The organism is Lysinibacillus sp. NPDC093688 (assembly GCF_050280145.1).
Classification (GTDB): Bacteria; Bacillota; Bacilli; order Bacillales_A; family Planococcaceae; genus Lysinibacillus; species Lysinibacillus xylanilyticus_B.
In genome coordinates this window covers 68,123-94,108 of record NZ_JBNNUX010000006.1, presented here as the reverse complement: position 1 = coordinate 94,108, position 25,986 = coordinate 68,123, and the positions used below count along the sequence as shown (strand labels likewise).

The 25,986-nt window shown below is 37.7% G+C and carries 17 protein-coding genes, 1 pseudogene and 1 other annotated feature; all 18 genes and pseudogenes read left to right on the top strand.

Annotated features, from left to right (window positions below):
* Positions 1-134 precede the first annotated feature (134 nt).
* On the top strand, positions 135-1,793 hold the full coding sequence (locus tag ACQKN2_RS07370; protein ID WP_427414390.1) for a hypothetical protein: 1,659 nt from the start codon (positions 135-137) through the stop codon (positions 1,791-1,793).
* Between the two features lie 432 nt (positions 1,794-2,225).
* A complete protein-coding gene (locus ACQKN2_RS07365) occupies positions 2,226-3,677 on the top strand; it encodes an S-layer homology domain-containing protein (protein ID WP_427414389.1) in 1,452 nt (483 codons plus the stop codon).
* 19 nt (positions 3,678-3,696) lie between these two features.
* Positions 3,697-6,600, top strand: a complete 2,904-nt coding sequence (locus ACQKN2_RS07360; RefSeq protein WP_427414388.1) for a VWA domain-containing protein — start codon at positions 3,697-3,699, stop codon at positions 6,598-6,600.
* Between the two features lie 339 nt (positions 6,601-6,939).
* Positions 6,940-7,473 (top strand): hypothetical protein, encoded by a 534-nt coding sequence (locus tag ACQKN2_RS07355; RefSeq protein WP_427414387.1) that lies wholly within the window; start codon positions 6,940-6,942, stop codon positions 7,471-7,473.
* Between the two features lie 762 nt (positions 7,474-8,235).
* Positions 8,236-9,600 (top strand): glutamyl-tRNA reductase, encoded by a 1,365-nt coding sequence (gene hemA, locus ACQKN2_RS07350; protein WP_427414386.1) that lies wholly within the window; start codon positions 8,236-8,238, stop codon positions 9,598-9,600.
* Positions 9,601-9,980: 380 nt separating this feature from the next.
* Positions 9,981-10,808, top strand: coding sequence for a cytochrome c biogenesis protein CcsA (gene ccsA / locus ACQKN2_RS07345; RefSeq protein WP_427414385.1), 828 nt, complete (start codon positions 9,981-9,983; stop codon positions 10,806-10,808).
* Positions 10,809-10,826: 18 nt separating this feature from the next.
* Positions 10,827-11,759: a hydroxymethylbilane synthase gene (gene hemC, locus ACQKN2_RS07340; protein ID WP_427414384.1), complete on the top strand. Its 933-nt coding sequence runs from the start codon at positions 10,827-10,829 to the stop codon at positions 11,757-11,759.
* Positions 11,749-12,510, top strand: a complete 762-nt coding sequence (locus tag ACQKN2_RS07335; protein ID WP_427414383.1) for a uroporphyrinogen-III synthase — start codon at positions 11,749-11,751, stop codon at positions 12,508-12,510. Before hemC ends, ACQKN2_RS07335 begins: the two co-directional genes overlap by 11 nt.
* Entirely contained in the window at positions 12,507-13,487 is a 981-nt protein-coding gene (hemB, locus tag ACQKN2_RS07330; protein WP_427414382.1) for a porphobilinogen synthase, read from the top strand. Before ACQKN2_RS07335 ends, hemB begins: the two co-directional genes overlap by 4 nt.
* Positions 13,488-14,780 (top strand): glutamate-1-semialdehyde 2,1-aminomutase, encoded by a 1,293-nt coding sequence (hemL, locus tag ACQKN2_RS07325; RefSeq protein WP_427414381.1) that lies wholly within the window; start codon positions 13,488-13,490, stop codon positions 14,778-14,780. It abuts the gene before it with no gap.
* 504 nt (positions 14,781-15,284) lie between these two features.
* On the top strand, positions 15,285-15,731 hold the full coding sequence (locus ACQKN2_RS07320; RefSeq protein ID WP_427414380.1) for a CoxG family protein: 447 nt from the start codon (positions 15,285-15,287) through the stop codon (positions 15,729-15,731).
* A gap of 436 nt (positions 15,732-16,167) precedes the next feature.
* On the top strand, positions 16,168-16,947 hold the full coding sequence (locus tag ACQKN2_RS07315) for a valyl-tRNA synthetase (protein ID WP_427414379.1): 780 nt from the start codon (positions 16,168-16,170) through the stop codon (positions 16,945-16,947).
* Between the two features lie 268 nt (positions 16,948-17,215).
* Positions 17,216-17,492: a binding site (T-box leader), on the top strand.
* Positions 17,493-17,617: 125 nt separating this feature from the next.
* Entirely contained in the window at positions 17,618-20,263 is a 2,646-nt protein-coding gene (locus tag ACQKN2_RS07310) for a valine--tRNA ligase (protein WP_427414378.1), read from the top strand.
* Between the two features lie 146 nt (positions 20,264-20,409).
* Positions 20,410-21,702 (top strand): bifunctional folylpolyglutamate synthase/dihydrofolate synthase, encoded by a 1,293-nt coding sequence (locus tag ACQKN2_RS07305; protein WP_427414377.1) that lies wholly within the window; start codon positions 20,410-20,412, stop codon positions 21,700-21,702.
* Positions 21,699-22,952, top strand: a complete 1,254-nt coding sequence (locus tag ACQKN2_RS07300) for a bifunctional folylpolyglutamate synthase/dihydrofolate synthase (RefSeq protein WP_427414376.1) — start codon at positions 21,699-21,701, stop codon at positions 22,950-22,952. Before ACQKN2_RS07305 ends, ACQKN2_RS07300 begins: the two co-directional genes overlap by 4 nt.
* Before the next feature lie 642 nt (positions 22,953-23,594).
* Positions 23,595-24,239: a hypothetical protein gene (locus ACQKN2_RS07295; RefSeq protein WP_427414375.1), complete on the top strand. Its 645-nt coding sequence runs from the start codon at positions 23,595-23,597 to the stop codon at positions 24,237-24,239.
* Positions 24,240-24,338: 99 nt separating this feature from the next.
* The gene (locus tag ACQKN2_RS07290; RefSeq protein WP_427414374.1) at positions 24,339-24,932 is read left to right on the top strand and encodes a Maf family protein; all 594 of its coding nucleotides are present in this window, start codon (positions 24,339-24,341) and stop codon (positions 24,930-24,932) included.
* A gap of 34 nt (positions 24,933-24,966) precedes the next feature.
* Positions 24,967-25,488 (top strand): annotated as a pseudogene (gene radC / locus ACQKN2_RS07285) (RadC family protein); the annotation flags it as partial.
* Positions 25,489-25,986: the final 498 nt, after the last annotated feature.

Below are 25,986 nucleotides of genomic sequence, written 5' to 3'. Positions count from 1 at the left end.
ACCTCTACCTTTGTGTCTAGTGGTAGATTTTAAAAGGAATTAAAAGCACTAAAATGTATCTTTTTGAATAGGAAAAACTACCAATAGTACGATATACTATATATTAATAAAATTTTTCTAGGAGGTGGGATTTGTTGAAGAAGATTCCATACATACTAATGATTTTGTTACTAGCGGTTCTCGGGTTTTCATCAAATCAAACGGCACATGCTGCCCAAATGGTGACTGGAACTTTTGTGGATGTAACATATTCAGAATATGCAAATTCTAATGGAGTAATAGAAAAAAAGCTTAGTAAAATTACTTTGGAAAATGATAGCGGACGTCAAATTACATACAATATAAATAATAATGCCCGCCTGTATATTAATAATACAGAGACTACAATCGAAGGCTTTAAGATGGGGATGAAAGTAGAAGCGGACATTTCCCTTCGAAGTGTTGTTGAGCTTCGAGGTACTTCTAATTCTATAAAAGAAACAGAATCTCCAACGGTTGCCCAAAATACTAAAACACTTGCCGGTGTAGTGACTAGTATCGATCCAAATGGACTATTCATTATGATGAAGTCGGATTTTGGAAAAGAAACAACCTACTATATAAATAAAGATACAAGCTACCAAAAAAACTCCTCTGCAGTCGATATTAGCGCACTATATGTAGGGGATCGTGTTAAGCTTAGCCTTAAAAATCAAAACACATCTATTGTCACGAAAATCGAAATTAGTGACACAGGTACTTTAGTTGAAAACCTATATAAAGGTGAGATACAAACGGTTAATGCCAATGCAAATAAATTAACTGTAAAAAACCAACATGCTTTTATCAATTGGCAATTTGGTTCTGATACAACAAAGGCTTTATCAACGATGAATTTTTCATCGAAGGTTCCAGTATATGTTGGAAACACAAAAATTAATAAAGATCAGTTGAAAAATTACATTGGCAGTGAAGCCTATTATGCAACAGTTAAACAGTTTGGCAAAGAAGTGATTGAAAAGATTGTTGTATTGAAAAACAACGAGCGAACTTACTATGAGCCTATGCTTTCTGTGGATACTAAATATCAATTATTAAAACTTAAATCTGCAGGGACAATATACTTCCACGATGGAACGATTTTAATTCGAAATGGTCGTTTAATCGAACCTACTGGCCTATTAGCTTACGGTACAGCTTTTGTTATTTCGGACGGTGCTGCACGTGATCTTTATGCCCAAGTTGTGCAAATAACAAGTGATAGTTTTATGTCACCAAACTTAGCAGGTCATGAGTTATATTATGGACGTTTATCACAAGCAGATGGCTATTTAATCGAAATTGATGATGCGATGAAGATTGAGTCAAATGTCTTTAAGAAAACTGAGCGTACTGTACTATCTGTTAGTAATTCAACGAAAGCAATAGTAGATGATGGTAACAAAACATACAGTGTCATTCCTGATGTTGAACTTCATTTATATGAAGGTCAATATGGATACTTCTATGTGAAGGATGGACATGTACAGGCCCTTCATATTCTTCATAAAGCGAAGCCTGTTGCACCATTAATGTTAACAGGTAAATTACAGTCAGTTAAATCGAAATACCCAGCTGTAATCAATGTGAAGAGTGTTAGTCAATGGCAAAATGGTCGTTGGTATGAAGCTGGTGAAATGATTGATATGAATATTGACCAAGCAACAATTATTAAAGCTGGTAAAGTTATTCAAGCATCTGATTTACAACCTTCTGATCGTTTAGTAGTATTATCCGATCGTTTTGTCAAAGCTCATTTAATATTAGTTGATTAATAAAATGAGAGTCTTCTGCGAGTATATTTACGATGAAGGTATTCAGCTTAAGTGAATCTTTAGCGCTTGCTTATGATGAAAAACTTTGTCCCTATATGGGTAGAAGGCGATTGGGTGTTAACCTTGAAATTTTTAGGTGTGTTGATTAGGTTCATCACCAAAAGTTGTGGATGACTTTTGTTAAACGTCTACTATGTAAATAAGTTGATTGGAGTGGAGGTTGGACGCCCCTAGGAAAGCGTCCAGCCGGAACGGAAATCAACACACGTTTTGGTGATGATCGGTTAATTAGGAAAAATTAGCATTATTTGTTACGAGGGTTCCTATCACTTTGCTTACATCAACACACCTGCTTATTTTGTAACCTTAAAGAAATAATTGATAGCTCCAGATGCGGATATGCATGGAATGAAAGAGAGGAACAGAAAAAGAATGCGAAAACATTTATTTAAAATAATGTTAGTGGTTCTTGCTGTATGTATTATTGGAGCTACTATCCCAGAAAATGCATCAGCTTCTTCATCAGAAACAACGGGTGCTGTAAAAAATGAATATACATACGAGGAAGCTGTTTTCATTACAGGAACACCTATTATATTTAAAGGCACAAGTAGAGACATTAAAATTACACAAAAAGAATCTAAAGGAAAATTAACTGAAACATATAGTATGAAGCTAACAGCAAGTAACGGTGCTACATTGACACGAAATATTGCCTATGAATCAGATGTTGTAGATTATGCTACGATTGGTCAAAAAACATCGAATGGTGTTGTGAAAAAGTATACAGAGAAAATTGTTGCTGGGAAAACAACCTATACATTGGTTGATTACCAATTTTCACAAGGGACTGTAACGGACAATCGTGTAGCCTCTGATTATTTCTCAGGAAATGTGATTTCGAGAAAAACGTATTCTTATCAATCCGGGACTGGAAAAAATGCAGTCCAAAATACCGTGGCTATTGATACTGATAGTCGTCATGCTGGCTATGAAAATTTTTGGGGAGCGACAGAAACGCAAATTACAGAAGCTGTTTATAATTATAGCGATGGTAAGACAAGCCATGTGAAAAATCGTTTATCTACAAGTAAATCACGTGTACTAAACTATGAAGAAAACCTAGGAACTTTAGGGAGCTTTGATGGTGGATATGCGGTAGTAAGTGAAAAGGATGTTATTTCTGAATATACGTATGATTTAGCCTCTGGACAAAAAGGTACTCTTGACTTAGATACAGAATACATGCCGACAATTGAACGTTTAATCATTCCTAAGTTCCGTGATTTATCAAATCATTATGCGAAACAAGCTATTGAAAAATTATACTCTTTAGGTATTTACTCTGAGGCAAGTAATTTCTACTCACCAAATACCCCTATGAAGCGTATTGACTTTTCAACATCGATTGGTAAGGCAGTTGACTTACGTGTTATGGCAGAACCTAAAACGAAAAAATCAAAAACTACTACAAGTATTTTTAAAGATATCAAGCGTACAGTAAAAGATTATGCCTATATTGAGTCTGCGGTTCAAAAAGGAATTATTAAAGGTGTCTCACCAGAGTATTTCAAGCCTGATAATCCAATTACACGAGCACAAGCCGCTACGATTTATGTGCGTGCCTTAGGGCTTGAGAACAAGGCGCCAGATCCGGGCTATATAACAAAGTTTAAGGATGATGCGCAAATTCCAACTTACGCAAGAGACGGTATTTACATTGTAAATGAGTTAGGTTTAATGACGGGTGACCCTGCAGGTCGATTTAATCCAAATCAACCATTAACGCGTGCAGAAGCATCAGTAGTGTTAGAACGTTTTTTGAATTATTTAGAAGGTGACTTAAAACAAAACTATCGAGATGACATATTGTTCTTTAATTAAAGAAAGGACTGAACAATAAATGACGTATGCTAAAAAAGCATTTCTATCCCTGCTATGTATCGTACTAGTCCTGATGACAGCAACTCCAGCTGTGACTCAGGCAGCTACGACAATTAAGGATGTACCAACTAATAATAGTAAATACAAAGCTATTTCATGGGCAGTCGATAATGACTTACTCTCATTAAATAGCGCTAATAACTTTTTACCTAATGAACAGTTAACTGAGCGAGAGCTTGTTGTCATGTTTGCAAAGCTTGATCGAAACTATGCATTAACATATGACGACAGTGTAGCTTATAACTTCTATAGTGATTTTTATTTACCGTTTAATGGTACCTATACAACAGCCAATCGTTCAAAAGCTATTACACGTGGACAATTTGCACGTATATATGCTGCCTTTAGAGGTTTAGATTTAGATGAGCCTCAGGCGGTTCAGTATTTATACACGAATGATATTTCAACAGGAGGCACTGGTAAAAAGACATTTGCTGATTTCCAACCTTCTACAAAACTAACTCGTGGAGATAGTGCTGAATTATTATACCGCAGTGTACAAAACGGCAACTTTGCTGTACTAGGATTAAAACGTACGGCAGCAGGCCGTGATAACGAAAAAATTACATTACCTCCGGGCTTCATGGGCTCAAGCAACACAGAATTTGAAGAGCCAAAGGATAATAACAACGATTTTACTGGACCAGAGTATGTTAATAATGCGCTACAAAGTATTGATGTTGAAAAACCAGATTTAATCGCAAATGACCAAGACTCAACGCTCATTACTGTATCTTTAAAAGCTTGTAATGGTGATCCAATACCTGATGATAAATCGTATACATTCCGTGTAACTTCATCATATGGTGCAAAAATCGTTGACACATCTGGTGAAGCTGTTCGAAATGTACAATCAGATGGTTCTACTGTCTCTGCAATTGTTATAGCACCAAGATTAACAAAATCTGTCCGTGATACAATTTCATTTGAGCTTATTAACAACACAGATCCTGGTATGAAATGTCTTGTTGGTGAAAAACTGAATGCACATGTCCGTTACTCACCTCAGCCGGAAATGCGCATTGATTATCAAGTGTATGATCCTACAAATACGGATGATGAAAATGGAAATGTAACACCTCCATATGTACCGTATGAAAAATTACCAGAGTTCTTTACAGAAAATATTGTGAACGTCCATTGGATTGAGAGAGAAGAAAAGCTATTTAGTATTGGGCAGCAAACGAATGTAACAAATGCTCTAGGAAATGTTGAAAATAAATACTTACAATATGGTGGCAGTGATAAAAAATACCCTGCATTAGGCTATGAAAATGCCATTTTACAGTTTGAAAACTATAATATCTCAGTTTGGCTGTTCGAAGAAATTATTGAAAAACGCTTGAAGGATTCGGTTAATGATACGATTGAAATTATGTATATGATTTCAGATGATGGGCGTCCAATTTATCGTATTCAAGGAATTGATGATGCGATTGCCTCGCAGGTTGAGAACATTAACCCAGTTGGTGCTATTATTCAACTTATGGGTTATTTGCCAGATGAAAAAAAACTGACGCTCGAGCATTATGATAGTGTCATGAAAATTTATGCTATTTTCACAGGCTTGAGTAACTACGATCGAACAGTATTATTAAAATACCAAGGTGGTAAATTACTAGGTCAAGTAGAAGCCTATAAAAAACGAGTGGAAGCATTAAAGGAAAGTGCAGAAGCGGCATCGAGACCATCTGGTAAAGATCGTTATACAAAAGTAATGGTTACATTAGTGAGACCAGGTGGAGAAATTATTACTGACTATCAAGGAACAGTAAAAATTAAATTTGATGGTGTTGAGAAAACAGCTTCATTTGTTACGAATACTTCGGATTACTTGAATAATACAGGAAGCCCAGGGACGGCCGTTGCGTACTTTGACTCCGTTATTTATGGGAAATCAAAAGCTGAAGCAACATTAGTAAATAAAATAGATCCTCGTTATGCAACAATATTGAAGGATCTAAAAGATAAAACATTTACAAAAGAAATTTTTACAAATCCTTACTTTAGTAAAAATTCTTGTTCTTTAGCAACAGAAGTCGCTTATGTAGTTGATTACTCTGCTTCGATGAAAGCTTCGGATCAATCAAATTACCGTGGCAAGAAAATGATGGAAGTTATCAATCAAATTAAGGCAAAAAATAATATTGTAATTGAAACAAATACAAAAGCTACTGTTCTTGGAGAGGGCACTACAGATAATGTGTTGAAAAAAGATCTGTATAAAGCATCGAAAGAGAAAGGTGCCACAGATATTTTTGCAGGTATTGAACTCGCACTGTCTAAATTCTCAAATGACTCAAAAACGTCGAAATCTATCATTGTCGTATCAGATGGTAAAACAAGTAAATCTAAGATGACAAAAGTGTTGAACGATGCGAAAAATAAAGGGGTTAAGGTTTACACTGTAAGTATGGGTAAAAAATCACAAGTCAATGATGCAATTTTAACGCAATTGGCTGCTGAAACTGGTGGTATTTATTACCACGCAATCGATAACTTACAATTACATCAAGTTTTCCAAAAAATTATTGATTCAATTTTATGTAAAACTTCACCTTCAAGTTGTGTGAATCCAGAAGATTTATTTGAAGAAGCGACAGTAACCCTACGCAAAGGCAATATTACAATGAATGCAAGGATTGATGGTAATTGTTCAAATGTTGCAAAGGTTAATGTACGATTCCCTTCTTTAAGTGGAGATGTGCAATTTGAATTGAATAAGCGTAGTGATAATGTCTACATGCTAACAAAAACAGTGCAAACAATGCAGGACTTCAAAGTTAATAATGAGATTGAATTTGTAGCTTATGATAAAGACGGTAAAATTATAGCTACTAAAACTGTGACAATCACAAATTAATAGATAAAAGTCATTTTAAGCTGAACTAATTCTAACAATTAGTTCAGCTTTTTAGATTGTAGATATTAATTTTTATAGCATTTACCATAACGTGTGGTTGATTTCCGTTCCGGCTGGGCGCTTTCCTGGGGGCGTCCGATGAGCCGCTTCGCTTCGCTGCAGGGTCTCATCTGTGACGCTGATCCCCGAGGAGTCGCCCAACCTCCACTCCAATCAACTTATCCTCAATTATATTTTTTAACAAATTTTTATCCTAACTTTCAGAATCGAACTGTATAATTTAATAAATTTATTAAATTTGGCAATATTACACCTAAAGGTACTTTGAGGTGAAGACAAATGAACAGAACTGCTTATCTTTTCTTAGTTTCATTTTGTACGTTTTTTTTAATAACATTACAAGCAACAGCAAATGATAAACCCAGCCCTTATGAAGAAATATATCCTGAAATAGGATATAAATCGGTAGAAGAAGCAGTAAATGATTTTGAACAACACTTTAACCAAAAATTAAAGCTACCACTTAGAGTGCCCCCTATAAGCTTTACGCATCATTTTGGACGATTTACCGATTCAAAGTATGAAGGTAATGACGCACTTGAAGTGACATTTATCAATGACAAATTATCCGAAAATCACTATAAAATTGATATTCGCCCACGTAAGTATAAATTGCCTCTAAGAGAGAAATATGTAGTAAAAACTTATGAATTAAAAAATGGGATTGTGGCCACATATATGACCATCTCAGGTTTTAATGTGCTTGTTTTCGAGAGAGACAATTTTCAGTATATGCTAAGTATTGATAAACGAGTTTTAAATAAAGTTACGCCTGAAACTTTAGTAGACATAGCCAATTCTATTGATTATTAAATGAAACTGAAAATTTTGATGTGCAACTTACGGGAACGTTTGTTGAAATAGTAAAGTTAGCCTTGTTAAAAATTGAAATTCGACAAAGGCTATATTTTATACCTCAATAATAATTAAAAGAACAATAGAGTTGTCCAGATTTGGTTTACCTCTATTGTTTATTTCGGAAGACATATTTGCCCTAAATAAACTAATAATTAATTATCCTTATCGAACGTAAAGATAATAGTATGTACGTACTAAATTATTTTTAGCTAAAATTAGGAAATTGCCTTTAGGAATCTTCAATATCAATTACCTTTACTTGTTCATCATCGAAAGTTAGGAGGACTTTTAATAAAACGTATATCATGTGAATAAGTTGATTGGAGTGGTGACCGAGCGACTCCTTGGGGATCAGCAATAGAGGAACGAAGGCTAAAACCATCACATCCTGTGATAACGCCTTCGTGACCAACATCGTGTTGGCCCGAGACCCTGGAGCGAGCAGCGCGGGTGAAGCGGCTCATCGGACGCCCCCAGGAAAGCGCCCAGCCGGAACGGAAATCAACCACACGTTTTGGTAATGAGCCATTAAAAGATAAGTTCTGGACAAACATTAAATTTGAAACAAAACGTATATTTTGTTACACTTAGTTTATAATAATTCTAATGTAGATGACGAATTTCAGTTCTTCATGACATGTTCACAAATTATTGATGAACTCTTGTCGAACTGTGCTATAATGAGATTTGTCAATTAGAACGTGAGAGGTGTTATTCATGCATACCATCGTAGTAGGCTTGAATTATAAAACAGCGCCTGTTGAAATTCGTGAAAAGTTATCATTCATAGAGAATGAACTACCACAGGCAATGGAAGCGCTACAACAACAAAAAAGTATATTAGAAAATGTTATTGTTTCGACATGTAACCGCACAGAAATTTATGCAGTAGTTGATCAATTGCATACTGGACGTCATTTTGTGAAGCAATTTTTAGCAAAATGGTTCGACCTGCCTGTGGAGACATTTTCTTCTTATTTAACAATTCGTGAGGAAGATCAAGCTATCGAGCATTTATTCAAAGTAACAGCTGGAATTGATTCGATGGTGCTTGGAGAAACTCAAATTTTAGGACAAGTAAGAAAAAGCTTCTTAAGTGGACAAGAGATTGGAACTACTGGAACGGTATACAATCAGCTATTTAAACAGGCAGTGACATTTGCGAAGCGTGCACATAATGAAACGGCTATCGGTGAGAACGCGGTATCTGTCTCTTATGCAGCAGTTGAACTAGCAAAGAAAATATTCGGATCTTTACAACGTAAACATGTAGCAATTTTAGGTGCAGGGAAAATGGGGGAACTTGCTATTGAGAACCTTTACGGTAGCGGTGTAGGAAAAGTAACTGTTATTAACCGTACGTTCGAAAAAGCAGCAAGTTTAGCAGCTAAATTTGACGGTGAAGCAAAATCCATGAAGGAACTACAATGTTCGTTACTGGAAGCGGATATTTTAATTACGTCTACAGGTGCAACAGATTATGTTATTGACTATGAATTGATGCAATTTGTTGAACGTTTACGTAAAGGTAAACCGTTATTTATGGTAGATATTGCAGTTCCGCGTGATATTGATCCACGTGTTGGAGATTTACCAAATGTTTTCTTATATGATATAGATGATTTACAAGGCATCGTCGAAGCAAACCTAGCAGAACGTGAACGTGCTGCGGCCGATATTTCTTTAATGATTGGCACAGAGGTTGTGCAATTTAAAGATTGGGTTGCGACTCTTGGCGTTGTCCCTGTCATCTCGGCTTTACGTAAAAAAGCGAACCATATTCAAGAAGAGACAATGATTAGTATCGAGAATAAAATGCCGGATTTAACGGATCGAGAACGTAAAATTTTAAGTAAGCATACAAAGTCTATTATTAATCAATTGTTAAAAGAACCAATTTTACAAGCTAAGGAAATGGCAAATTCACCAAAAGCAAATGAACAGTTACGTTTATTCCAACAGATTTTCGGTATTGAGGATGCTGTGGAAGCTGAAGTTACTGCGATGACAGAACAAGAGCTTGAACGCAAAGAACGTTTACAGTCGTCACAATCTTCCACTGAACCAAAGTATTCTTTCTAACTTCTTTCAGCAGAAGTCTCCCACCTCTATAGATGGTGAGATGAATGCAGGTTAAAGTTACTTTTCAGCGGGTGTCCAAACTCCGCTGAAAGAAGTTAAAGCCTCCGGCGGATGTCACAGAATCGGAAAGGAGTTCTTTGTGCAAGCACAAAGCCGATTCCGGACGCAATTATGCCAAGGCATAATTGATAGATGTCTATGTGTTCGCGGTGCAACTTTAGAAAAGTTGTCCTTCGAGCTTTATCCCGCGAACGAGATTTTCTACTGATAATAATTGAGGCGTTTTCGTATCTGTATGGTAAACTAAGGATACGAAAACGTTTTTTTTCTAGGCTAAAGTACACTACTTTAGCACTTTCAAAATAAAGAAGGGATGTCTATTGGCTGATTTGACAATGACAAGGCTCTATGAAGTAATGATCGTCTTGTATGCGATCAGTCTAGTATTTTACTTTACTGATTACTTTTATAAGCAAATACGAGCAAGGCGAATTGCTTTTTGGCTTGTTTCATTCGTATGGATAATTCAAAGTGCCATTATATTATTAACTTTTGTGGAAACGAAGCGTTTTCCGATTTTATCCTTGTCAGAAGGGATTCTCTTTTATTCCTGGCTGCTCGTGACACTATCTATTATTTTGCATTGTATTGCACGAGTTGATCTGCCGGTATTTATTATTAATATACTAGGATTTTTATTTGCCAGTATCTTTACTTTTATGCCCAAACGGTCAACAGGAGTAGTTAGTGATACTTTAATTTCGGAATTGCTTTTTATTCATATATCATTTGCAATAGTATCGTACGCAGTGTTTTCCGTAACATTTGTTTTTGCGATATTGTATTTAGTATTATATCGTTTGCTTAAAAAGAAAAAATGGTCACATTTATGGACAAGGTTACCTTCACTACAGCAAACGAGCAACTGGATGAATGTCTCGTTTTTTATTGCTATTCCAGTGCTATTTATAAGTTTAGTTTTAGGGTTTGAATGGGCACTACTAACGCTAGAGAGTCTTTCGATTTTTGATGCGAAGATCATTGGGTCCTTTATTATTTTAATTTTGTATTGCTTTATATTGTATGTGAATCGTAAAGGTAAGCTGACTGGGACAACTTATGCGTGGGTACATATATACGCTTACCTATTAGTTGTTGTTAACTTCTTTTTAGGAAGCAGTTTATCACGATTCCATTTATGGTATTAGAAGAGAGGTTGGAGACTGTTGAGAAAAATTATTGTAGGTTCTAGGAGAAGTAAGCTAGCTTTAACACAAACAAATTGGTTTATCAATGAGTTAAAAGCAGCTGGTGTACCATTTGAATTTGAAGTGAAAGAAATTGTCACGAAAGGTGACCAAATTTTAGACGTGCAACTATCTAAAGTAGGTGGTAAAGGGCTTTTCGTAAAAGAAATTGAACAAGCACTTTACGACAAAGAAATTGACTTTGCTGTCCATTCTATGAAGGATATGCCTGCAGTATTGCCTGAAGGATTAGTCATTGGCTGTATTCCACCCCGTGAAGATGCACGTGATGCTTTTATTTCAAAAGGACATGTGAAATTTGCCGATCTTCCAGCAGGAGCTGTTGTTGGGACAAGTTCTCTTCGTCGCAGTGCTCAACTTTTAACAGTCCGCCCAGATATAGAAATTAAATGGATTCGTGGAAATGTAGATACGCGCTTAGCTAAACTTGAAACTGAAGAATACGATGCTATTATTTTAGCAGCAGCTGGACTAAAACGCCTTGGCTGGAGTGATGATGTAGTTACTGAGTTTTTACCTGTTGAGGATTGTCTACCAGCAGTAGCACAGGGCTCTCTAGGTATTGAATGCCGTGGAGACGATACAGAACTATTAACGCAATTAGGCAAGTTAACAGATAGCATTACATGGCGAGAAGCGCATGCAGAACGTGCTTTTCTAGCGGCTATGGATGGCGGCTGTCAAGTACCTATCGCAGGATACGCAAAGTCTAACGGGGAAGAAATTACATTAACTGGCCTTGTTGCTGCACCAGATGCTTCAGTTGTTTATAAAGAAACGGTTGTGGGCACTGATGCGGAAGCAGTTGGGAAAGAGCTTGCTGAGATTTTAACGAAACAAGGTGCTTTTGACTTAATTCAACGAGTAAAGGCAGAGCAAGATGCAAAATAATTTACCTTTACAAGGTAAAACTATTATTTTGACAGGTACATCTAAGACGACAACGATAATAGATGACATTACAGCTTTAGGTGGCCATGCAGTAATTGCCCCATTGATTGAAACTTGCGAGCTGATCGATAAAAACGATGATGTGCATTTAGAGTTTGCACGTCAATTTGAATGGCTCATTTTTACGAGTCAAAATGCGGTAGAAGCTTTTGCCAACAAGATGCAACGCTTTCATGTAAGTGCAGCTTATTTTCAAGGGAAAATTGCTTCTATCGGTACTAAAACTACTATAGCCTTAGAAAATCTAGGATTCCATGTGAGCTTTATGCCTTCTATATTTAGTGCAGATGTATTTGTTCAAGAATTTCCTAATGTAGCAGGGAGCAATCCTACGTGTCTATTTATTCGTGGGGAAAAAGCGAAAAAGACATTAAAGGATGGTCTGCCCTTTACATTGAAGGAATGGACAGTTTATGAAACGATTGAGCGACATGATCAAAAACAATTAATGATTGAATGTATCCGTACGAATAGCGATGTCACAGTAATTTTTGCTAGTCCTTCTGCTGTTGATGTCTACGCAAAGGATATAGCTTCGGTAATTGGTTGGGGGGCAGTACATGTAGCAGTAATCGGTCATATTACAGAAGCAGCTATTTTAAATCACGGTGCTTTTGTAGATGTTATGCCGAGCGTATATACAATGCAAGCAGTCATCGAGGAAATAACGAAAGTAGGAGAAAGAAAATGACAAAATTACAATTTCAAAGACATCGTCGTTTGCGTGCAAATGCTGCTATACGATCAATGGTAAAAGAAACATACTTACACAAAGAAGACTTAATTTATCCAATTTTCGTTATGGAAGGCGAAAATATTAAAAATGAAGTACCTTCTATGCCAGGAGTTTATCAATTTTCGCTAGATAAACTTGAGGCTGAGATTGATGAAGTTGTTGCTTTAGGAATTCCTGCGGTTATTTTATTTGGCTTACCTGCAGAAAAAGATGCAGTTGGAACTGGTGCATTCCATGATCATGGTATTGTACAAGAAGCAACACGACTTATTAAAGCTCGTCACCCAGAGCTTTTAATCATTGCAGATACATGCTTATGTGAATTTACAGATCATGGTCATTGTGGCTTAATTGAAGGCGATCAAATTTTAAACGATCCTTCATTAGATGTTTTAGCACGTACTGCAGTATCACAAGCAAAAGCAGGCGCGGATATCATCGCTCCATCTAATATGATGGATGGATTTGTGGCAGCCATTCGTGCGGGTCTAGATGAAGCTGGCTTTGAAAATGTTCCGATTATGTCATATGCCGTAAAATATGCATCTAGCTATTACGGTCCATTCCGAGATGCAGCTGATGGTGCACCTCAATTTGGTGATCGTAAATCATATCAAATGGATCCATCGAATCGTATGGAGGCATTCCGTGAAGCGGAATCAGATATTGAAGAAGGTGCTGATTTCTTAATCGTTAAGCCAGCTCTAAGTTATTTAGACATTATTCGTGATGTGAAAAATAACTATACATTACCGATTGTTGCATACAACGTTTCTGGTGAATATGCAATGATTAAAGCAGCGGCTATTAATGGCTGGATTGAAGAGAAAAATGTAGTGCTTGAAACGTTACTTAGCATGAAACGTGCAGGCTCAGATTTAATCATTACGTATCATGCAAAAGATGTTGCACGTTGGTTGGAGGAGAAATAAATGACACGTTCTTACGAAAAATCAAAACAAGCATATGCTGAAGCAATTAACTTAATGCCAGGTGGTGTTAGTAGCCCAGTACGTGCATTCAAATCCGTAAATATGGATCCAATCTTCATGGAATCTGGTCACGGTGCTATTATTAAAGACATTGATGGCAATGAATATATTGATTATGTATTATCATGGGGACCTCTTATTTTAGGTCATACTCATCCAGAAGTTGTACAAGCAATTGCAGAAACAGCAGCGAAAGGCTCTTCGTTTGGAGCACCAAGCTACACGGAAAATCGATTAGCTAAATTAGTGTTAGATCGACTACCTGGTATGGAAATGATTCGCTTTGTTTCTTCTGGGACAGAGGCTACGATGTCTGCTTTACGCGTAGCTCGTGGTGTTACAGGTCGCGATAAAATTTTAAAATTTGAGGGCTCATATCACGGTCATGGAGATTCCTTGTTAATTAAGGCGGGCTCTGGGGTAGCTACATTAGGCTTACCTGACAGCCCTGGTGTCCCAGCGGATATTGCACGTAATACATTAACAGTAGCGTACAATGACTTAGAAGGGGCGAAACTAATTTTCGAAAAGTTTGGTTCAGAGCTTGCGGCAGTAATTGTTGAGCCAGTTGCAGGAAATATGGGCGTTGTTCCTCCACAACCAGGCTTCCTTCAAGGCTTACGCGAATTAACAAAGGAACATGGAACATTGTTAATTTTTGATGAAGTTATGACAGGCTTCCGTGTTGATTATGGCTGTGCACAAGGTTATTTTGATGTAACGCCGGATATGACAACATTAGGTAAAGTTATTGGTGGTGGACTTCCTGTTGGGGCATTTGCAGGGAAAAAGGAAATTATGGAGCAGGTGGCACCAGCTGGTCCAATCTATCAAGCAGGGACATTGTCAGGGAATCCATTAGCGATGACAGCTGGCTATGAAACATTAACTCGCCTAGATAATAGCTCTTATGAATACTTCAAAAAGCTAGGAGATCAATTAGAGGCTGGTTTCCGTGAAGCAGCAACGAAATACAATATTCCGCATACTGTAAATCGTGCTGGTTCAATGATAGGTTTCTTCTTTACGAACGAAGATGTTATTGATTTTGATTCAGCAAAAACGTCGGATTTGCAATTGTTTGCTGAATATTTCCGTCTAATGGCAGAAGAAGGTATTTTCTTACCGCCATCTCAATTTGAAGGTTTATTTATTTCTACTGCACATACGGAGGAGCATATCTCAAAAACAGTTGATGCTTTCCATAAAGTATTTGGACAATTAGCAAGATAATAGGTTGTTACAAAATAGCATGCTAGAAGTATTTTCTGGCATGCTATTTTTGTTGTTAAAGTAATACGATATGCCTTTATCTGGTTCATCACCAAAACGTGTGGTTGATTTCCGTTCCGACTGGGCGCTTTCCTGGGGGCGTCCGATGAGCCGCTTCACTCGCGATGCTCGCTCCAGGGTCTCGGGCCAACACGATGTTGGTCACGAAGGCGTTATCACAGGATGTGATGGTTTTAGCCTTCGTTCCTCTATTGCTAATCCCCAAGGAGTCGCCCAGTCTCCACTCCAATCAACTTATTTACATAGTAGATGTTTTAACAAATGTCATCCACAGCTTTTGGTGATTAACCCTTTATCTGTAAAGGCTTATATTTTTGCCCGTTAGAAGGTATGATCGTTACCGCTTGAAAAAAATTTTATTAAAATTATAACTTTCAGCATAGCCAAATTGTGGGCGAAATCGTATATAATATAGCTATTCGTATAAGAAAGTAGTGAATTGATATGGCAACAGGCACACATATGGTCGAAGTACCCGTAGGAATTGAACATGTATGGGATTTCGTCAGTGATATGGAAAAATGGGCAAAGCTTGTCCCAGGTTATAATGCACATGAAATGATTGATGAAAAAAATTCAACATGGACGTTTAAAGGTAATGTTGGTGTTTTGAAAAAAACAGTACAAGTAGAGATTGCTATTTTAGAATGGGCAGCACCTACTAAAGTAACATTCGAATTAAAAGGAATTTCTGATAACTTTTCAGGAAACGGTTATTTCCTAGCAGAAAGTATTGATGCAGAAAATACAAAAATGACAGGCTTCTTGGAAGTAACAGCAGGAGGATTAGCTGGTCCTGTTTTAAATCCAATATTTAAGCCAATCGTACCAAAAGCAACACAAATGTTAACAGACCGTGTAGCAAATAAAATTAAATTGGTGAATGTATAATTACAGTGTTAACTTCTTTCAGCGGGTGTTCAAACACTCGCTGAAATATAGGAACTCAGTCTAAGAACGCCACGTCCTGTGGCAACGACTGAGTGACCAACATCGTGTTGGCCTAAAGCCTCCGATTCCAGACGCAATTATGCCGAGGCATAATTGATACAGACAGTAAAAAGGCATGCTAGAAGAAGTTTTCTAGTATGCCTTTTTTAGGCTTATCATTGGGGGGATTTCCGTTACTGCCGGGCTCTTGCCCAAGGGGCGTTTCGATGAGCGGTGCAATACAAAATCCGAACGCATTGTTTATCTGCGCGAAAGCAAAGAGACAGCTACATAATTACGCCAAGTCGAAATGAATTAATCATCCTATAGCATACTATCCCTCAGAGCTTCATATGATGCAAGAGGAGGGATTATTATCGAACACAAAACTTGGAATATGAGTGAAACTTTTTGTTTTCCTGGATATGGCTGCCCAACAGAAATAGCAGCTGTACAAATTAAGCCACGGTGGCAGACAACGCAGTTAGAAGATTCTCTACGATTAATGGGTATTTATCATATCACAGCACATGTTCGCTTTGATTTTCAAAATATGCAAGCTTACATGGGTGATGATGAATTAGTGCAAATCGATACGCTAGATATTCAAGGGGATACTGGTTATTTTGAGTATGCAGTCCCTTTAAATGTAGATTTACCAAAGGATGCAGCTATTGAAGATTTAATGGTAAAGGATATTCGACCTATTTTGACGAATCAGATGTGCCAGCTCGAATGGACGGTTACAAGTGTTTTTAATGAGCATGAGCTAGCATTAGAAAAAGCTCATATTTTTGAAAATCAGTCTGTCAATGCCTCAGCTCAAATAGAGAAAGAGGATCTTACAAAAGAAACGGCACAGGTAAAACAACCTGCAACTGTAGTAGCTTCGAATCAAGAAAAAACAACTGTAGCTGTAGCAGCTTCGGCACAAGAGGAAAAATCGAAGATTGTATCATTTGCAACTCAAAAGGAAAAGTCTGAAGCGATAGTAGCTTCAGACAAAAAAGGAAAGCCTGCACCAGTTGAGCAAAAAACAATGTTGAGGGAATCCTCAAGTCATATTGTAGTCCGTGAATCCAGCTCCTGGCATGAAGTTCCATCGATGATCTGGGATTTAACTGAAGACTATACACCGCTAAAGGTTCGTGTTTCAAATGATTTCATTCAAAAGTAAATAGCATAGAAGTAACAGGAGCAATAAGATGATGAAATCCCCAGATGTTGGAATGATGATGACACGTATAAACTGAAAAACACAAATTGGTACAATGATCGTTTTGCAATAAAAACGAAATTGTCGTAGCCATGGTGGTAAATGCCAAGGATTAAACTTACGTCGTCGCATTTGAATTTTCACTTCCTTTTCTAGTAGTGCTTCCTAAAAATGACTAAATCACTTGAAAAATGGCACGATTTTGCGGTACAATGTGAAAAAGTTGAATATAAATGCTATGACAGGGAAGAGTAAATTATTAGTACATTTTAAGAGAGGAAACGGTAGCTGAAAAGTTTCTATTTGTACCTAATTGAAAGTAGCCCTCGAGCAGCTTTAGTGAACTAACAGTAGTTAAAGCCGGTTAAACACCGTTACCGAATTGAGAGCCAGTAGTAAAGGCTTAAGCAAGTAGTACATTTTTTTCGATGAAATGTGTGACAGCTTAACTCGCCTCTGCTGGAATTAAAGGTGGTACCGCGAACTTAAACTCCTTCGTCCTTTTAGACGTTAGGAGTTTTTTTTATTTTCATTAATCTTCTGCTAAATGTCCTTTTACCTAAAGACATAAAAACAGAATGATTGGTACTATCTCACACCGCAAAATTAGTAGTTAACAGGAGGAGTCAAAATGACAGAAAACATTTCAATGCCTACAAAATATGATCCGCAGTCCATTGAAGCGGGTCGTTATGAATGGTGGTTACAAGGGAAATTTTTTGAGGCGCAGCCTACAAGTGAAAAGGAGCCGTATTCTATCGTTATTCCACCACCGAATGTAACAGGTAGACTACATCTTGGCCATGCTTGGGATACAACATTACAAGATATTTTAATTCGTATGAAGCGCATGCAAGGTTATGATGCACTTTGGTTACCAGGAATGGACCATGCAGGTATTGCGACACAAGCAAAAGTAGAAGCCAAACTACGAGAAGATAATATTACACGTTATGATTTAGGTCGTGAAAAATTCCTTGAAAAAACATGGGAATGGAAAGAAGAATATGCTGGGCATATTCGTGATCAATGGGCGAAGCTTGGTCTTGGATTAGATTATTCTCGCGAGCGTTTCACACTTGATGAAGGTCTTTCTGATGCAGTAAAAACTGTTTTCGTTCAATTATATGAAAAAGGCTTAATCTATCGTGGCGAACGTATTATTAACTGGGACCCTGCTGCAAAAACAGCATTATCAGATATTGAAGTTATCTATAAAGATGTTCAAGGTGCATTCTATCATATGAAGTACCCATTAGCTGATGGCTCAGGATATGTGGAAGTAGCAACTACACGTCCTGAAACAATGCTAGGTGACTCTGGGGTAGCCGTTCACCCGAAAGATGAGCGCTATCAACACTTAATCGGTAAAACAGTTATTTTACCAATCGTAGGTCGTGAAATTCCAATCGTAGCAGATGACTACGTAGATATGGAATTTGGTACTGGGGTTGTAAAAATGACACCAGCACACGATCCTAATGACTTTGAGGTTGGTAACCGCCACAACTTAGAACGCATTCTAGTTATGAATGAAGATGGTACTATGAACGAGCTTGCTGGCAAGTATAACGGGTTGGATCGCTTTGAATGCCGTAAGCAAATCGTAGCTGATTTACAAGAAGCAGGCGTGCTTATCCGTATTGAAGAGCATACACATTCAGTAGGTCACTCTGAACGTTCTGGTGCTATTGTAGAGCCATATCTTTCTGCACAATGGTTCGTAAAAATGCAACCACTTGCTGATGCTTCACTTACTCTTCAAAATGATGAAGAAGGGCAAGTAAACTTCGTACCGTCACGTTTTGAAAACACATATTCTCGCTGGATGGAAAACATTCGTGACTGGTGTATCTCTCGTCAATTATGGTGGGGTCATCAAATTCCTGCTTGGTATCACAATGAAACAGGTGAAGTTTACGTAGGAAAAGAAGCACCAGCAGATGCAGAAAATTGGACGCAAGATGAAGACGTATTAGATACATGGTTCTCGTCAGCTCTATGGCCATTTTCAACAATGGGTTGGCCAGATGAGACAAATGAAGAATATAAACGTTACTATCCAACAAGCACACTTGTAACTGGTTATGATATTATTTTCTTCTGGGTTTCTCGAATGATCTTCCAAGGTCTTGAATTTACAGGTCAGCGCCCATTCAAAAATGTATTAATTCACGGTTTAGTACGTGATGAAGAAGGACGCAAGATGAGTAAATCACTTGGCAATGGTGTAGACCCTATGGACGTTATTGATCAGTATGGTGCTGATTCATTACGTTACTTCTTAGCTACTGGATCTTCACCTGGTCAAGATTTACGCTATGCAACTGAAAAAGTAGAGTCAGTATGGAACTTTGCAAATAAGATTTGGAATGCCTCTCGTTTTGCTTTAATGAATATGGAAGGTATGACATATGATGAAATCGACTTAACTGGTGAAAAATCAGTTGCCGATAAATGGATTCTTACTCGCTTAAATGAAACAATTGAACGTGTAACATCTCTTGCAGAACGTTATGAATTTGGTGAAGTTGGCCGTGAGCTGTATAACTTCATTTGGGATGATTTCTGTTCTTGGTATATTGAAATGGCTAAATTACCGTTAAATGGCGATGACGAAGCAGCTAAGAAAACGACTCGTTCTATTTTAGCTTATGTTTTAGATCAAACTATGCGTCTATTACATCCATTCATGCCATTCATTACAGAAGAAATCTGGCAGCACTTACCTCATGAAGGCGAATCAATCACAGTGGCAGCATGGCCAACTGTACGTGCGGATCTTCATTTTGCAGAGGAAGCAGACAATATGAAGCTCCTAATGGATATTATACGTTCAGTACGTAATATTCGTGCGGAAGTTAATACACCAATGAGCAAAAAAGTGCCGCTATATATTTCAGCGAAGGATGCTACAACAGTTACGGTACTTGAAGCAAATAAAGCATATTTAGAAAAATTCTGTAATCCAGAATCACTAACAATTGGACAAAACTTAGAAGCTCCTGGTCAGTCAATGACAGCAGTAGTAACTGGAGCTGAGCTATTCCTACCACTTGTTGGACTTATTAATCTAGAAGAAGAAATTGCTCGTCTTGAAAAAGAATTAGAAAAATGGGCAAAAGAAGTGAAGCTAGTTAATGGTAAGTTATCGAATGAAAAATTCGTGTCTAAAGCGCCGGAAGCATTAGTTAATGCGGAGCGTGAAAAATTAGCCGATTACGAAAGTAAGCATGCGGTTGTATTAAAACGTTTAGCAGAACTAAAAAATATGTAAGATTGAGACAGCGGATGGCAAATGTCATCCGCTGTTTTTTATCTTTCATTGAAGTGAAAGTATACAACAGTTTTTTACGAAAAGTATGTGTATTGGGCGCTACTTGTACTAAAATGGAGATATTGTAGTAAGAGGGAGTGTTTCTTTTGTTTAAAACGATGAAAGAATGTACAGATTTTATTTTTACATTGAAGGCAGTTGATCATAAACGTGCACCGCTCGTATTGATGCGAGAGGTATTAGCACTTCTTAATAACCCGCAGGACAGGCTACGTGCTATCCATTTAGCAGGCTCAAATGGAAAGGGGTCAACAGTGAATGCGCTAAGAGAAATGTTACAACATGCTGGCTACAAAGTAGGCGCCTTTACTTCACCCCATTTAGAGCGTGTTAATGAACGTATGACTATTAATGGAATGCAAATTAATGATGCACAATTTTTACACTATATGAACAACGTTGCTGAGATTATTGAGACACATTATGAAGGTGAATTTCCGAGCTTTTTTGAGGTGGTAACACTTATTATGTTCCAATATTTTGCCGATGAAGAAGTGGATTTTGCACTGATCGAAACGGGACTTGGTGGACGTTTAGATGCTACGAATGTCGTTACGCCTCTAATTTCAATTATTACAACGGTTTCATTAGAACATACTGCGTTTTTAGGAGATACGTTAGCAAAAGTAGCGTTTGAGAAAGCGGGAATTATTAAAGAAAGTGTACCTGTTGTAGTGGGTGTTAAAAGTGAGGAGGCACTTTCTGTTATTAGTGAGGTAGCAAATGATCGCCATGCCCCATGCCTTGTTTTAGGGAGGGATTTTACGGTTGGAAATATTGAACAAGGTACTGATATGCAACATTTTAATTACCGTAAAGCAAATGTGGAGATGGAAGCTGTCCCATTAAAAATGGCTGGGTCGCATCAAATAAATAATGCAAGCCTTGCGATTACGGCGATCTTAACGTTAAGAGAGAATGGAGCTATTGATATTTCAGATGCATCAATTCGTCAAGCGTTGGCAAGAGCTCAGTGGGCAGGCCGTTTTGAGCAATTACCTGGTGATATTATATTAGATGGAGCCCATAATTCTGAAGGAACTGCTGCACTAATTCAAACACTTAAAACAGTTTATCCACACCAAAATTATCGATTTATATATGCAGCATTATCGGATAAAGATCATGCGAAAAGTATTGCTTTAATGGATAGTATTGCTACATCAATGGCATTTACACAAATTGAGCTTCCGAATGCTATGCCTGCTGATCAATTAGCTGCATTATCTACAAATACGAACAAAATATATAATGCGAATTGGTGTGAAATGGTTCAAACGATGCTACATCAAAGAGATGATGAGGATGTTATCGTTATAACAGGCTCCTTGTATTTTATTGCTGAAATTCGACAATGGCTACAGGGGGAACAACGATGATCCCAAAATTGAATAGCTACAAGGAAAAGTGGAATATTCAGAGTGATGATGTAATTAAACCTGGTCTAACTGCGATTGAAGAAGCATTAGCACGAGTAGGTAATCCAGAAAACAAATTGCAAGTCGTGCATTTAGCAGGGACTAACGGTAAAGGCTCAACACTTACATTTCTAGAATCGATCGCCAAGGAACATGGTTTGCGTGTTGGGAAATTTATGTCTCCTTGTATTTTTGACGTGCATGACCAAATTCAAGTAGAAGGTCAAGCTATTACAGAAGCTGAAATGAATCATGTATTTCGACAAATGCAGGTAGCTGGACTTAGTGGGAAACTAACAGATTTTGAACTTTTAACGGTTGCAACATTTTTACATTTTGTTGCTAGTAATGTAGATATTGCCCTTATTGAAGCTGGTATGGGGGGGTTACTTGATAGTACGAATGTGGTCACGCCAATTGTCTCTATCATACCGAGTATCGCATTAGAGCATACGAATTTTTTAGGAGATACGATTGAAAGTATTGCCTACCATAAAGCAGGAATTATTAAGGCTTATCATCCAGTTATTATCGGCGATTTACCGTTAGAAGCGAAGAATATAGTCTACCAGGAAGCCAACAAAAAACATGCATCCGTTCTTGAGCTAAATCATCAATTTTATGTGGAACAAGAGAATGATGGAGAGAGTTATGAGCATAATGACAATGGCCTCCGTATTACAAAGCTTGCACGCACTATAAAGGGAGCACATCAGGCGAATAATATGGCACTTGCTATTACAGCCTTTATTGAAGTGGCGACCGCATTGGAGTTACAAATTAGTAAAGAAGCTATTCAAAAAGCCGTGAAAAATGCAACCATTTTAGGACGTTTTGAAGAGATTATGCCTTATATTGTCTTAGACGGTGCGCATAATCCAGCGAGTGCCGAGAAATTAATAGAAACGATTAAGCATGAGTTCCTAGATGAGCAGATTACTTTTGTAATTGGAATTCTGGCAGATAAGGCTGTAAAAGAGATTTTGCAACAATTTGAGCAAGTAAGTGATTGTTTTTACTTTGTTGATTTTGATAACCCACGTGCGATGGCTGCTCAGAACATGCTTGAGCTGTCTAACGCCTCTCATAAAGCAGTTTTAGAAGATTATGTGCAATTTTTAAAACGACAGTCAGCAAACAAATCGAGGACTATTGTATCGGGTTCGTTGTATTTATTAACGGAAGTACGCAGTAGATTAAAAAATAACTAACATAGTGCAGACAATATATTTCAGTATAGATCAGGTACTCATAAAAAATGAGGCCTGGTTTTTTTTATTTAGTGTGAAAAATAAATTATACGATGGACTATTTCAGCAAAATTATTCTTTGATCTTTTTTTTAGGCGTGTTGATTAGGAAAATATAGGTTTATTATTGGCTGATTAAAAGGATTTTTATGTTGATATTTTGCTAATATATACTCATTTTAACTGATTGTAGCGTAGGGCTACTCGACTCCCGCGGGAAAGCGAGACAGACGAGACCCTGAGGCCAACATGATGTTGGTCACGAAGGCATTGTCACAGGACGTGACGCATTTAGCCTTCGTTCCTTCAGCGGAGGAAGCGGCTCGACGCTCGCCCCAGGAAAGCGAGTAGCCCGTAGCGGAAATCAGAGCCTTCTAATTAATTGGGGTGGATAAAAATGGTTAATCAACACATTTGATCTTTTTTGTTTATAGTAAAACTTTCGTTGCAAAAATATTTAATTTTGCAGTAAAACCTCGAAAATAACTAGTAAATCAAAATGTAGTAAATTCGCATTTACACATCTTTTTATACATATACTTATATATCAAATTGGTCTTTTCTAAATTTACTTTGATACGTTAAAGAAAGAGGTGATGGTCGAATGAAAATTGTCAGTCAAGTGATGAGAAAACAAATATTTCGAGCGATGATTATTGGAGGAATAGTAGGACTTTTTGGTGTAGGCATTTTTTTAGGTATTCTTCAAGCAAGTACTAAATTTTCTTCAAATGATAACACTGAGGTAGCTACTAAAAGTAATAATGGTAATTCATCTGGAGAAACAATTCCGACAGCTGGAGGAGCAACGAACGGACCCATGCTTTTTGCAAGTCAAGCAGGGGTTTATTCAAATTATGAAAGTGCAAGCGCATTTGTATCTGAACATCCTTCATTAAAAGAAAGTGCCATTGTCGAGGTTGATGGGAAATTTTATATTTGGACAAGTGTGGTAACAGATGAAAGTCAACTTGTCTTTTTAAAAGATCCTGCAACATTTAAAAAAGCATTCACTTTGAGTGGTGACAGTTGTAAGGAGGCAACGATGACAGAGCTTCCATCTGTGTTAGCTGACAAAAATGCAACAAAATTAAATTTTAAGGATAAATCCAAAGATTCTACGCTACCTGCTGATTGGCAATCTATTGGAGCGGCAGCTTCGTCTATTTCAACCGATGCCAGCATCATTCGCTTACAAGTCTTGGCTCATTACAAATCGAAAAATGCTTGTCTTCAAGTGAAATTTTAAGCATAAAAGATAGTGAAATAAGCATTATCTTGATTTTTAGAAAATTTTCAAATCCCAAATTCTCCGTTATGATAACTAATAAGGAGGAATGGTCAGATAATGTTTAAAACCAATAACAAGATAGTGCTTGCTTCTGCTTCACCACGACGAAAGGAATTACTTGCTATGCTATCGCTTCCCTTCGACATAATAACTAGTGAAGTAGAAGAGACAAGCGTACAGGCAACTACAATGCAAGATTATGTAAAAGGTGTAGCTCTTTTAAAAACACGTGATGTGGCAAAAAAAGCTCCAAATGCAACGATTATTGGAGCGGATACGATTGTTGTTTATAATGATGAGCTTCTTCATAAACCAAAAAATCGTGAGGAGGCAATTTCTCACTTATTACGCTTATCAGGTAAGTGTCATGCGGTCATGACAGCTGTTGCCATTATTGAGCCTAACGGTAATGAAACAACATTTGTCGAAGAGACAAATGTAGTCTTTCATCATTTATCGCAGGAGCTCATCGAAGCATATGTAGATTCGGGAGATCCATTTGATAAAGCAGGTGGTTATGGCATTCAAACTGCTGGAACCCTTCTAGTGAAACGTATTGAAGGAGATTATAACAATGTTGTCGGCTTACCACTTGCAGCGTTGTTTACGCAATTGGTGGCACGCAATATTATCCAATTTGCGAAGGAGTGAGGCTTTTTTGACGAATGATGTTTTACCAAGGACGATGATACGAGACGTTCATATAGAGGATCGCCCCCGTGAAAGACTACGTAGACAAGGAGCTATGAGTTTATCGAATCAGGAGCTACTGGCTATTTTACTAAGGACAGGCACTAAAGAAGAGTCTGTCCTTGTACTTGCAAATCGCGTACTAAGCGTTTTTGAGCGTTTACATCATTTGAAACATGCAACAATAGAAGAAATGGTTGCAATTAGAGGGATTGGTGAGGTTAAAGCCATTCAGTTATTAGCGGCAATTGAACTCGGTAGACGTCTCGCGCAGAAACAAAGCGATGAAAAATATACGATTCGTTCACCGCAGGATGCCGCTGCCTATTTAATGCCTGATATGACCTCACTGAACCAGGAGCATTTTGTAGTTCTTTTTCTAAATGTGAAGAATCAAATTATTCATAGACAGACGATTTTTATAGGCAGTCTAAATGCTTCGATTGTCCATCCTAGGGAAATTTTCCGCGAAGCTGTAAAAAGATCTGCAGCTTCTATTATTTGTTCACATAATCATCGTGCGACACGTTCATAACTGAAAAGGTTATGCACGCTGTCCGAACGTCGCAAAGACAAGTAAGAGAGTCGTGAACTCTTCGCTCGATAGGTGGAATGAGAGGGTAACGTCTCAAAACGCCTACTCTAATACTCCGACATGCGTTATTCAAAGGTGTCATTGAATAGGGTGTGAAGCTCGGTGAAGTCGGTTGAACGCTACCGTAGTACTAGAAATCTTAGTACCGAAATGCACCTAGAGGTAGGGGCTGTAGCGGATAGGTCGGGGGTCGTTAAAAACCTAATATGGTGAGAATGTGGTAAAACACTGACGAACTAGCGAATGTACTATCTGTGAGTGGCGAGCACTTAGAAATGAGTGGGCTTGTTGAAAGAGACAAGCGCGTTCCGTGGGCGAGTAAGTATGGTGGTTTCGAAAGCTCCATGCACCGTTATAGGCGGTGGAGAGGACGTCAGGTAAGAGCTAGCACCTAAGTTAGGACATAGATAGAGTGAAGGG